This is a genomic window from Paenibacillus sp. TSM33 (genome assembly GCF_056099025.1).
The window spans coordinates 906,255-917,990 of record NZ_JBLZXB010000010.1 but is presented as its reverse complement, the minus strand read 5'-3'; the positions used below and the strand labels follow the sequence as shown (position 1 = coordinate 917,990).

13 protein-coding genes and 1 pseudogene are annotated in these 11,736 nt (G+C 43.0%); 7 read left to right on the top strand and 7 right to left on the bottom strand.

Going from position 1 to position 11,736, the window contains the following annotated elements; all coding sequences use genetic code 11:
* Positions 1-30: 30 nt before the first annotated feature.
* From ACN6NF_RS08195 to ACN6NF_RS08175, 5 genes and pseudogenes are all read right to left on the bottom strand, one after another.
* Entirely contained in the window at positions 31-1,959 is a 1,929-nt protein-coding gene (locus tag ACN6NF_RS08195) for a PTS fructose transporter subunit IIABC (RefSeq protein ID WP_474316719.1), read from the bottom strand.
* 67 nt (positions 1,960-2,026) lie between these two features.
* A complete protein-coding gene (pfkB, locus tag ACN6NF_RS08190) occupies positions 2,027-2,938 on the bottom strand; it encodes a 1-phosphofructokinase (protein WP_474316718.1) in 912 nt (303 codons plus the stop codon).
* 2 nt (positions 2,939-2,940) lie between these two features.
* Positions 2,941-3,687 (bottom strand): DeoR/GlpR family DNA-binding transcription regulator, encoded by a 747-nt coding sequence (locus tag ACN6NF_RS08185; protein WP_474316717.1) that lies wholly within the window; start codon positions 3,685-3,687, stop codon positions 2,941-2,943.
* A 357-nt stretch (positions 3,688-4,044) separates the two neighbouring features.
* Positions 4,045-4,200 (bottom strand): annotated as a pseudogene (locus tag ACN6NF_RS08180) (methyltransferase); the annotation flags it as partial.
* Between the two features lie 47 nt (positions 4,201-4,247).
* Positions 4,248-5,330, bottom strand: coding sequence for an ankyrin repeat domain-containing protein (locus ACN6NF_RS08175; RefSeq protein ID WP_474316715.1), 1,083 nt, complete (start codon positions 5,328-5,330; stop codon positions 4,248-4,250).
* 110 nt (positions 5,331-5,440) lie between these two features.
* On the opposite strand from ACN6NF_RS08175, the gene ACN6NF_RS08170 reads away from it, so the two are divergent.
* The 5 genes from ACN6NF_RS08170 (at position 5,441) to ACN6NF_RS08150 (ending at position 8,369) form a co-directional block, all read left to right on the top strand.
* A complete protein-coding gene (locus ACN6NF_RS08170) occupies positions 5,441-6,115 on the top strand; it encodes a Crp/Fnr family transcriptional regulator (protein WP_474316713.1) in 675 nt (224 codons plus the stop codon).
* Positions 6,116-6,190: 75 nt separating this feature from the next.
* Complete coding sequence (locus tag ACN6NF_RS08165) at positions 6,191-7,003, top strand: DNA alkylation repair protein (protein WP_474316710.1); 813 nt, start codon at positions 6,191-6,193, stop codon at positions 7,001-7,003.
* A 231-nt stretch (positions 7,004-7,234) separates the two neighbouring features.
* A complete protein-coding gene (locus ACN6NF_RS08160; protein WP_474316707.1) occupies positions 7,235-7,501 on the top strand; it encodes a hypothetical protein in 267 nt (88 codons plus the stop codon).
* 86 nt (positions 7,502-7,587) lie between these two features.
* Positions 7,588-8,082, top strand: a complete 495-nt coding sequence (locus ACN6NF_RS08155; RefSeq protein ID WP_474316706.1) for a hypothetical protein — start codon at positions 7,588-7,590, stop codon at positions 8,080-8,082.
* Entirely contained in the window at positions 8,079-8,369 is a 291-nt protein-coding gene (locus tag ACN6NF_RS08150; RefSeq protein WP_474316705.1) for a hypothetical protein, read from the top strand. The genes ACN6NF_RS08155 and ACN6NF_RS08150 overlap by 4 nt, the downstream gene beginning before the upstream one ends.
* Before the next feature lie 3 nt (positions 8,370-8,372).
* Here the strand turns inward: ACN6NF_RS08150 and ACN6NF_RS08145 are convergent, their stop codons facing one another.
* Together ACN6NF_RS08145 and ACN6NF_RS08140 are read right to left on the bottom strand one after the other, a co-directional pair.
* Positions 8,373-9,254: a helix-turn-helix domain-containing protein gene (locus ACN6NF_RS08145; protein ID WP_474316703.1), complete on the bottom strand. Its 882-nt coding sequence runs from the start codon at positions 9,252-9,254 to the stop codon at positions 8,373-8,375.
* 231 nt (positions 9,255-9,485) lie between these two features.
* On the bottom strand, positions 9,486-10,364 hold the full coding sequence (locus ACN6NF_RS08140; RefSeq protein ID WP_474316701.1) for a radical SAM/SPASM domain-containing protein: 879 nt from the start codon (positions 10,362-10,364) through the stop codon (positions 9,486-9,488).
* 169 nt (positions 10,365-10,533) lie between these two features.
* Here ACN6NF_RS08140 and ACN6NF_RS08135 point away from each other — a divergent pair, with 169 nt between their 5' ends.
* Entirely contained in the window at positions 10,534-11,313 is a 780-nt protein-coding gene (locus tag ACN6NF_RS08135) for a helix-turn-helix domain-containing protein (protein ID WP_474316700.1), read from the top strand.
* A complete protein-coding gene (locus ACN6NF_RS08130) occupies positions 11,310-11,723 on the top strand; it encodes a hypothetical protein (protein ID WP_474316697.1) in 414 nt (137 codons plus the stop codon). The genes ACN6NF_RS08135 and ACN6NF_RS08130 overlap by 4 nt, the downstream gene beginning before the upstream one ends.
* The last annotated feature ends 13 nt before the right edge of the window (positions 11,724-11,736 follow it).

Below are 11,736 nucleotides of genomic sequence, written 5' to 3'. Positions count from 1 at the left end.
TCTTTTTATTTTATATTCTTGCGATACACGTTATTTCGTTTCAACTGCCTTTTTCCACAGTCCCAGAATGAGCGCAGAAATCACGGAGCCAATCGCCACTGCAAGCAAGAACAGCAAAGCATGATTGGCAAGCGCTGCTACAAAAATCCCGCCATGCGGTGCTGGAAGATTGATTTGCCAGAATTGCGTCAGACCACCAGCAATCGCTGAACCTACAATACAAGAGGTCAGGACACGCAGAGGGTCAGCAGCCGCGAAAGGGATGGCTCCTTCTGTAATGAAGGACAATCCAAGTACATAGTTCGTCAAGCCAGATTTGCGCTCTTGCTCGGTAAACTTATTTTTGAAGAACGTCGAAGCTAATGCAATCGCCAGCGGAGGTACCATACCGCCTGCCATAACAGCTGCCATCATAGCCCCGTTTGTGTTGCCGCTGGAAGTAAAGACACCGATCGAAAATGCGTATGCTGCTTTGTTGAAAGGTCCTCCCATGTCGATTGACATCATTCCGCCCAGAATCAGACCTAAAATAACCGCATTGCCTGTTCCCAAATTGTTCAGAACATTGACAAGCCACGTATTAATACCACCAAAAATTGGATCGAACAGGTAGAACATAATCGCGCCTGAAATTAGGAGTCCAAATACAGGGTATAACAAGATTGGTTTTAAACCATCCAGAGCTTTTGGCAGACCTGCAAAAGCTTTACGCAGGAAGATAACTACATAACCGGCCATGAAACCAGCTGCTAGACCGCCGAGGAACCCGGCATTGGAGTTTACAGCCATCAAACCACCGACCATACCTGGCATCAGTGCCGGGCGGTCTCCAATGCTCATTGCGATAAATCCGGCCAGTATCGGAATCAGGAAGTGGAACGCACCTGTTCCCCCGCCAATCGTTTGCAGCAGTTGGAAAAGTACATTATCTTCTCCTGCCACTTGTTCGATCAAGAAGGAAATCGCTAACAAGATCCCCCCGCCGACAACGAATGGCAACATATGAGAAATACCGTTCATTAAATCCTTGTAAATTTTACTGCCCACGCTGGTCTTCTCGGTTTTCGACTCTTCAACGCTGCCTTTACCTTCACTACGGTAAATCGGCGCTTCGCCGTTCAGCGCTTTGCGAATCAGTTCTTCAGATTTACGGATACCGTCACTTACCGGTCTTTGCAATACAGGTTTACCGTCAAATCTGGCCATTTCAACCTTCTTGTCAGCTGCAACAATGACGCCTTTGGCACGACGGATTTCATCCGCTGTCAGTACGTTTTGTGCGCCTTCCGAGCCATTCGTTTCTACCCGGATATTTACACCCATTTCTTTCGCTTTCTTAATGAGAGCGTCTTCAGCCATAAACGTGTGCGCAATTCCTGTAGGACAAGCGGTCACCGCAACCACAAACTCGTCAGAATCCGGGTTGCCAACGATAACGTCCGGCGTTTGCTGTGCTTTGGCTGCCTCTTTCTTGGCTTCTTTTGCTTTCTTGGCAGCTTCTTCCTCCGCCTGCTTGGTGTCAAATAGCTCTGTTACTTCATCCGGTGTTTGTGTATTCATCAGCTTGTCGATAAAATCGGTATCAATGAGCAGCCGAGAAAGGGCAGCCAGTGTGCGAAGATGTGTATTTGCTGCACCCTCTGGGGCTGCAATCATAAAGAATACCTTCGCTGGCTCACCATCCAGCGATTCGAATTCTACGCCTTTACTGCTTTTGGCAAAAACGACGGTCGCTTCATTCACAGCTTTCGTCTTGGCATGCGGCATCGCAATACCGCCGCCGATTCCAGTGCTGGATTCAGCTTCGCGTTTGTAAATCATTTCTTTGAACAAGGCCCGGTCATTAATACGTCCACTTGCTTCGAGGCTGGCGATGAGTTCCTCAATCGCACCGTCTTTTGTCGTAGCCTGCAGGTCCATGATCATCGTTTCTTTAATCATCAGGTCTGTTATTCTCATTGTTCACACTCTCCTAAGTTCGATCAGCGTGTAGACACACGCATAATAAGCTCATGATGCAATCAGATTACCGTTTTGAAATTGTGACTTGCGGCCGTAATTGTTCAATTATATCTCTCGTAGCCAGATCATCGGAGAACGCGGTTGCGCTTCCGGATGCCACTCCTGCCCGGAATGCTTCGATCGGATCGCCTTGAAGAGCCAGCGTACCCACGAATCCAGCAATCATAGAATCACCTGCGCCTACAGAATTTTTCACCGTTCCTGCTGGTACATTTGCGTGATACACTTCATCTGCCGTAATGAACAAAGCCCCTTCTCCTGCCATGGAAATGAGTACATTTTTTGCACCTGCTTCCAGCAGTTTACGACCGTAAGTGACGATCTCCTCCTCTGAATGAATAGTTACGCCAAACAACTCAGCCAGCTCATGGTGGTTCGGTTTAATGAGCAGGGGTTTATGAACCAAAGCCTTCATCAGCGCCTCACCTGTGGTGTCGATGACGAATTCAGCCCCGGTTTGCTGACACACACGAATCAGTCGTTCGTAGAAGTCTCCTCCAAGGGATGGCGGGATGCTGCCCGACAAGACGACAATGTCATTTTTCTGAAGACTCGCCAGCTTTTGCACCAATGCATCGGCCTCCTGCTCGCGAATCGCAGGTCCTAAACCGTTAATTTCTGTTTCATCACCATGCTTGAGCTTAATATTGATCCGTGTATCATCTTCGATCATTACAAAATCAGTTTTAATGGATTCTTCCCGCAATGTATCGTCGATAAACCTGCCTGTGAACCCTCCGAGAAAACCAATCGCCGTGCTGTCAGCTCCCAACTGGTTCAGTACACGTGATACATTAATTCCCTTGCCTCCAGGCAGTTTTAAATCACGTTTCATCCGGTTCAAATCACCGAGCTTCAAATCGTCAACTTCCACGATATAATCAATGGAAGGGTTCAGCGTTACTGTATATATCATTGTTATCCCTCGATTATCTTAGTTTTCTGTGCGATGGATTGGCGTGAACGTTCCGGCACCGATTCAGTAATAAGGATAGCTTCCTTGAGTTCGAACAGTTTGGCGAAGGTTACTTCTCCAATTTTGCTGGAATCGGCCAACACATAGGTTTTGCCGGACAACTGGTGGGCGCGCCGCTTGATCAGCGCCTCTTCAGGATCAGGAGTGGTATACCCCATCTCCACATCTACCCCGTTCGTTCCCAGAAAGCACTTGTCGAATCGAAAATTGTCCAGATTCTGTAGGGCAATACTCCCGATTACGGCTTTGGTATGAATTTTCATCATCCCTCCCAGTAGATAGCTTCTAATTCGTTTGCTTACCAGTGCTTCTACGTGGGAGAGACCATTCGTCACAACCGTCACGTCTTTAGCTTCAATGTAAGGAATCATCGCCATCGTTGTTGTTCCCGCATCCAGATAGATACATTCACCATCCAAAATTTCTTTGGCTGCCATACGGGCGACTGCGTTTTTTTGTTGAACGTTTTTGAATGTTTTTTCTTCCATGCCAGGTTCCTGACTTTTCTGATTCAGCAAGGTTGCCCCGCCATGAATCCGCTTTAACAACTGACGGCCTTCAAGATCTATCAAATCACGCCGAATCGTAGACTCAGAAGCTCCCAATAGATCAGCCAATTCCTGCAATTTTACAACACCACGTTCTTGTAAGCGCTGTATTATTAACTTGTATCTTTCTTCCGTCAGCATCTTCATTCCCCCAACTGTTCATATCGTACCACAAACCTGATAAAAAACAATCATTTTTCTTCAAAAAGATTCAAAAAAATTCATCCCAACTTCATTTTTTTACAAAATGGTGAATTCCTGCCCCAATCATCATGATTGCGTTTACATTTTAAAGAAAATCCAGCTGCTTTTATGTAAATTCATTCTTCTTACACAGGAATTCAGCAGTAAACGTTCAAAAACGTTCTGACACTTTAATCTGCACCATTTTACCATTATCCGTGCAATTCGTTTCAACCTTCTGGACCCAGAAAAGAGCTAAACACCGGAACTCGTCCTCTGTGTTTAGCTCTTTGAAACGCTTAACGCCCCTAACGCTCAATCCTTAACGATTCCTATAACAAAACCATCATACCCTTTGCTCCCCACGGTCTGGATTGCTGTAGCTGTAATTCTCGATTCTTCAGCCAGCAAATCATAAAACTTTCTTATGCTCTGGACGCGAGGGTCTGCGCTGCAAGCTTGAATTAACTCAACAAGAGCCATGACTACGTACATACACGTATTCACGCCTCACCTCGTTATGATAAATATTCATCCTCAATTATTTTCTCCAGATAATCTTCCGGATGCGTAAGAAACTCAGCAAAGCTGCATACATCCGCATATTCCTGATGCTCCTCGTCATAATAAACAAGACACTTGTGCTTGGGATTCCACACCAAAAGGATATCCGAATAGTTATCTACTTTTAGAGACAAACGCAATAGCTTTTGCCGACCTACCTTCATCTCAACCGTATCTATGAAAGAGAAAAACTTAACAAATTGGATACCTAAATCATTTTCTGGCAGGTCCACACGAAGCTGATCCCCCATTAGAAATGCTATAAGATCCTTCGGAAGCTTGTAGCTTTTTAAGGAATGCCGTTTATTCTCCAGATTATGAAACGCTGGTGGTTCCACAGACTTTAGATAGTCTGCCATTTCCACGTTCTTATTGCTAACAGCAATTGTATATGCCCGATTTCCATCTTTTTCTGCCAGTGTCACGTCTGCCCCGTGCTCTACCAGGTACTTAACCATCGCAAAATCATTATTTCGTGCTGCCACAGTTAAAGGAGTCGCTTTATAGGGATACACCATATTAGAGGCGTTGTAATTAATATCTGCACCATGCTCCAACAGTAGTGCTACAGTGTTCAGGTCATTATTACTAACTGCGTTGCGCAGCGTTGCTCCCCCATGCTCCTTTATATCAAGGCCAAGTTCGTGAATCAGCGGGATATTCTTTTTATTGCCATAATAGGCCTGCTCATAAGCACCGGCTTTGACCTGATTTTTTCCGTCCAGCTTGGCCCCATGAGCCACCACATAGCGGACAATTTCTTCTGAACAATAACGAACAGATGTTAAAAATGCGGGACGATCTTTTGCATTAAGTTGAACACCTTGCTCCACCAACAGCTTCAACACATCCAATTGCTCGCAGATGAGCGCAAGGTCTAATGGACTTAACGTCGTATATTTGCAGAGTTTAATTTCTTGTTCGATATCCCAGCCTTCGGTCAACGCTTGGCGTAAAGCCGACATATTGCCTTCTACAATATGCATTGCGATTTCTGGAAGAACGTCAAATTTGCCAATATCTTTTAATTGGATCATTGTATTCCCTCACTCTAATGCAAACAATTGAGAGTATAGGTGAAAATACCTTATAGAAGCTATAATTGTAGTATGATTCTTTATATTTGATGCAACGAAAAGGAGAACATATGAACAGCATTCAATACTTATCCCAATTCAATTTGCTGCATAGTCTCTCACAAAAAGATTTGGTTGAAATGGATCAAATGACCTCCATTACGACTCTACCAAAAAACACATTTATTCAAACCCCAAATACCTTTTCCGAGGGACTTTATTTTGTGAAGAAGGGAAAAGTACGTCTATATAAGCTAAATGCTGACGGTAAGCAATTTACATTGGATATCCTCAATGAGGGGAATGTATTTGGTGAAATGGATATGATTTCATTAGGGACAAGGGATATGTATATAGAGACGATAGAAGAATGCGATATCTGTCGGATGGACAAAGACCGATTTGAGCATTTTTTATTACAACATCCACGGTTCATGATGAACATGATCAAGGTGTTAAGTGACCGAATTTCAGGAATGAGCAGTCTGGCCCAGCATTTAGCCTTGGGAAATTTACAGGATAAAATTTTATATGTTCTTTTAAAATTATGCGATCAATTTTCCCTTCAAAGCCATGATGAGTATTATAAAATTGATTTTCCGCTTTCTCACCAGGAAATAGCGAATTTGGTTGGGGCCACCCGTGAGGCTGTAACAACCGCTTTACAGGATCTCGTCAAAGAAAAAGTCATTAAAACCGGCTTTAAGACAATTTACATCCATCGTCAAAAGCTAGTGAAGTTGTAAGCTACATTACATCTTTCCTCCTGACAAAAGAATTATCGTATACCTACCAGCAAATATACGATATGGAGTGATGAAATGTTACACCGCAAAGGGGCTCGCAAAGGAACAGATATTCCTATCGATGTACTTCAACTGCTACAGCAGGGACAGCTTGAGACCGTGAATCTTACTGAATGGCTGGCTGTGGATCATGCTGTACTTCTGCGGAACGCTCTTGATGAGTTTGGATTACAACGATCATTCAATGTCTTCTTGACTGAATTGGATCATCTGAAGGAAAAAAAGATCATGAAAATGATACCCGCAATAGCACAAGCGTGGCTTCATGTTTTGGAGCAACAAGCGCTAGAAGAGCGTACTCGTATCTTTGAGGCGATGGCCTCCCATCTTTCAGACAGCATTCGCTGTTGGGCTGCCTACATCATCGGGATTGATTCCCGTTTAAGTCTAGAAGAAAAATTAACTGGCATTCGACCATTTGCAGCGGATTCCCATTTCGGAGTACGTGAAATTGCCTGGATGGCAATGAGAGAGACCGTATCCTTGCAACTGGATGAGGCACTTGCGCTGTTAAACAGCTGGGTGCGAAATGAGGATGCTAACATACGTCGTTTTGCTATAGAATTAACCCGGCCACAAGGCGTTTGGGCCAAGCACATCCCTGTACTAAAAGAACATCCCGAGCTGGCCCTTCCACTTTTGGAAGTGGTTCAATCCGACCAAGTCAAATATGTTCAAGACTCGGTGGGCAATTGGCTGAATGATGCCAGCAAAACTAACCCGGAATGGGTAATTCAGGTTTGTGATACATGGTTGACGGCTTCTGATACAAAGGAAACAAAGCGAATAGTAACTCGGGCACAAAGAAGCTTGAGCAAAATGAAATAATCTGGAGACTCCTCCCCATCCAATCCATAGCTAGAATATTTACATAAACTATGAGATACATCTGGAATATTGGGAATGGAGGAATTCCTATGTCTATTATCCGAATCTATCTGGAAGCAGACAGTGATGTATCTGGGAACATTGCCATCACCACGAATATAAATGTCACTCCAATTGTCAATCGTTACACAAAATTCCCTTTATAAATATGAAACAGAGGGAGTTATTTCCATGCGATTCAGTTTTGCCTATTTTCGATTTTATATTATTGCACTTATAGCACTATTCATTCTTACCAGTTGTAATTCCAAAAATGCTGTAACTACAGTCCAAATGAAGTCTAATGTAGACAATACGACTCATAATACAGCCGTTGTGGACAAAGAAAGTCAACCTGTCCCACACGTCAAAGAGTCGTCAGCTCATACCGTTACCTCGGATAAGGATCTTGTGGCTCTCACCATTCCCGCTGGCTGGCGTAAATTTAAACAAGGATAACTGGATTCGGTGCTTAGTGTTTGTGACAAAGAAAAAAGAACGTAGGTCTGGTTTTCCGTGTCCCCAAGTCAGCTTTTGCAAATAATATGACGCTCGACGAATTCGTACAGCAACGTGAAGAAATCTCCGCACTGGGCCTAGAAAACTTTAAGGCTGTGGATACTACCCCAATCCAGATTGATTCCACAACCGCGAGAACAGCCGATTATAGTGGGAATTTCCAGGGCCAACAGGTCTATTACTTCAGTGCCATGTTTGAGTGCAAACAGCATTATCTTCAAGTATTGATCTATTCAAGGGGAGGCTCAGCTATAGAAAAACATCACGAATTTGCGACAATAGCCAGCTCCTTAAAAATATTAAGCGACTCACAAGTGGAGCCTGATCTTCGTTCAACAACTATTTTAAAAACTTTTAAAAGCGAAGATGCCCAGCAACGAATCCGTCTCCCTTATGTATGGAAGACTGGTATAATTCTTAATCCAGATGCGTTAATTCAAGCCTGGTATGAGAAAAACGATGCGTACATGGCGGTCATCAAGGATTGGAAATCTGAACTGCCTTATGAGAAATCCTCATGATCACATTAAAAGAATACGCTGAGTTTTCAGCTCAATTAGTACTTAAAAGGTCTGGAAAAGGGATAATATTGACGGGACCAATAAAGGTCAATATTAACGGGAATCAAGGCTTGCAATACGAAGTATGGACAGAGAACGATAAAGTGAAAGTTGTATATTTAATCACTTATTTAGAGCATACCGATTCTTTCTCTCAAATTATTTTTTGGACGAGAGCTGATTATTACGATAATCAAAAATCTGAATTTCAAAGATACACCAAAACATACAGAGAAGAAGAAATATAGACATCACAAAATCCGCCAAACACTTAGAAATCTTTGTGTAAAGCGGATTTTTTCTATGTGACTATCACAGCTTGAAATCCTAAAAAAAATATGATATCGATATTGATAATCAATATCAGTATAACGTGTGAAAGCTGTCCGCTGAAGGGCATATTGAAGCATCGTTTGGGGCATATCCTGATCTTGCTCCTGGGTATGCTGCTGCCGCTCTTTTTTGAATCGTACAGGAGATAGTCCCTTATATTTCTTGAAACTACGACTTAATGAATGAGCATCTGGATATCCCACACACTCTGCGATCTCCTGCAAAGTGGCATCCGTCTGCATTAGCAGCTCTGCCGCTCGATTTGCCCGTATCTGACCCAAGTAATGAATTGGACTGGTGTGCATTTTACTTTTGAACAACCTTGATAAGTGTCCGCTTCTGCACTCTAGCTCCTCCGCAATGGACTCTAGTGTTATAGGTCGATTAAAATGTTCACGAATATAGGTTACAGCTTGCGCTACTAGGTCAGGCTTAAGGGGCTGAGGTGCGAAAGCATACTGATTCTGAAAAGGATTTTCTTTTCCCAGCAATTGTGCGATCTCGTTACGACCAGGCAGGGCCAAAGTTGCCTTGTACAGAATAATGTAATATTCAAGCACATCCTCCGTTATGAGGCTTAGACACATTCCTTTTCCCCCATACAGAACATGAAAACGATCCACCCTATGAACGCTGTCATCCAGCCATACCTGCGCACTTCCGCGCACTGTATACAAAAACGCACTGACCGGAAGTCTATAGCTCCGCAATTCTTCCCTTTTATCCATTTTCTTATGGCGAACATCCATCACCTGTATAAACACATGATTCCACAACAAAATGTGATCGTTCAACTTCATTACTACCGCTCAGCCCCCATCCAAACCGATGTGTTGCTTATCCCGCCCAATTCAATAGAATTAAATTTATTATAATTGATAATCATTCTCACAAGCAATCAATAACGTCTAACTTCCTCTAGATCGTCAAAACCACTGCTTATTACCTTATGCAAATATAAGAAAAAGCCCTGTAAAGGGCTATCTTTTTTGTGAAACATTGAATTGTCGCTTGGATTTCCACCGATATGATTAGCTTCCAAATCGTTTACGATAACCACACTTTCGGCACAACTCTTCCACTGCTTCTCTCTTGGAGAATCCAAAGTACAGACGGTTTGCACGCTCACCTTCCACGATCTCGGAAAAAGTTTGCTCATGCACATTTCCTAAATTAATGACGCCTTCTCCATCCAGACAGCAAGGGACCACTGTTCCATCCACCAATACCGCCGCCTGACTGCGAAGCGCATGGCAAAAGCCTTTTCCGTCATCTTCCGGAGCACTCAGGCTAGGCCATTCAAACTCGTAATCCTGATTCAAATATACATTGGGAGCAATTTTGACCCCACTGCCGGGTATTACTTTTTCCTCAATCCGATAATCCAGTCCAAACTCTTGCTCCAATTGCTCCAATGTCTCGCGGTTGCGCTGACGCTGCACATTAGTCAAATTATCTTGAGTCAGGTTCCAGAGACGGAATGAAATAATAATATTGTGCTTCACTGCTTCTCTGATAAACGTGAAAATATGACCCAAATAACCCTCTCGATCCACAGAACCTTCATGTCCGTCAAAACTATGAAGAGAAAAATTCATCTGCCGTAACGCCGGCTGACCAAGCAGCTTATGTCCGGTCTTCGGCAGCAAGGTACCATTGGTGGTAATGTTGACCTTTAAGCCTTTCTCATGCGCACTCTCCAGCAAAAGATCAATTTTGGGATGGAGCAAAGGCTCTCCTTTGACATGCAGATAAATGTAATCCGTATGCGGCTTGACCTGATCAAGCACATTCCGAAAGACTTCCGGATCAATAAATTTTTTGACACGTTGTGTCTGAGGACAAAAACTGCATGCAAGATTGCAAATGCTTGTTATCTCAATGTATACCTTCTTAAATGTCTTCAACATGATTTCCCCATTCTAACCTTCATCCTGAACATTTGGTTTATGCTCACTAATCTTATGATTATAACGGGTTATGAACGAGAGGTAAACTCTGCGGACATTTTCTATTGACCTTAGGTCTGACCTAAGGTTTATAGTGAAGTTATTCAATTATCAATAAGGAGACCTGTCATTGAAAAAACACATTACGATTAGTCAGCTTGCTCAGCTCATGAATGTATCTGTACATCAGCTGCGGTATTTTGAAGAAAAGGGTATCCTTTATCCGTTATACACAGATGAAAATCAATATCGAATGTACGGACTTCATGAAATTTATCAACTTTCCCATATTTTAATGCTACGTAAATTAAATATCCCTGTCGGCCACATTGAAGAATGCATGACTTCCTACACTCCCGATGATTACAACCAGCTTTTAAAACATTCGTTGCAGAAGATACAGGATGAAATCGCTAACCTAAAGCTGCTCGAACAGTTTATTCATAAGGTGCTAAAAGAACATCATAACCTCACCCAGCAGGACAATGAGTATCGGATCAAGCTACAGGGCACTCGACATTTAAAGCTGTGGTTTGCATTGGAGAGTGATCAAGAACTCACGGCCAGGAATCTATTTGAGCAGCGGCCTGCCCCACCACAATTATTTGAAAATGATCTACATTATCTATCTGATTCTGGACAGGTGAAGCTATATTATGAAACGACATCAGGAGCAGCTGACTATATTCTGGAAGAAGGCACCTATCTCTATAAGCACTTCTCCGTCACTGAAGATGCTGAGATCGAACACGAAGTCCAACAACTGGAGCATTATGCAACCCAGCACCAATATGAATGCCTAAGCAAAATCATTGTGGTGGAAAAATCCTATTTATCTCTATTCGACAGCAACGAGCTGCAATATGAGATTCAAGTACAAATTTCTGATGTGCAGGAGGAGGTTACATGAGTCCACCATCTTTTGACATTATTACTTATCAAGAGCAAGACCATGAAGCCGTATGTAAGCTCTTAGTGGAATCGTTTAAAGCAAAATTTCAAGCTCTTGTCACACTGGAGGATCAAGATATACAGCGACTTTTAATGCAGGTTTGGGTTCAACATCCTAACTCTACATCTATGAAACAATTTGTGGCCAAAGAGAATGAGGATGTTGTTGGTGTCCTTTCACTCAAATGGAAGGCTCCCTCCTCTTCACTTCCTAAAACAAATCTCGTTTCTTTGGCTCCGCTTATAAAACAGTTTGGCTGCTTCAATATATTTAAATTTTTGACAGGCATGCATGCGCTGGAATATAAGCCCGCCATAGATGAGTGTTACATTGATCATTTGGCGATTCGCTCAAGTCATCGCAACTAATGAGTTGGAAAGA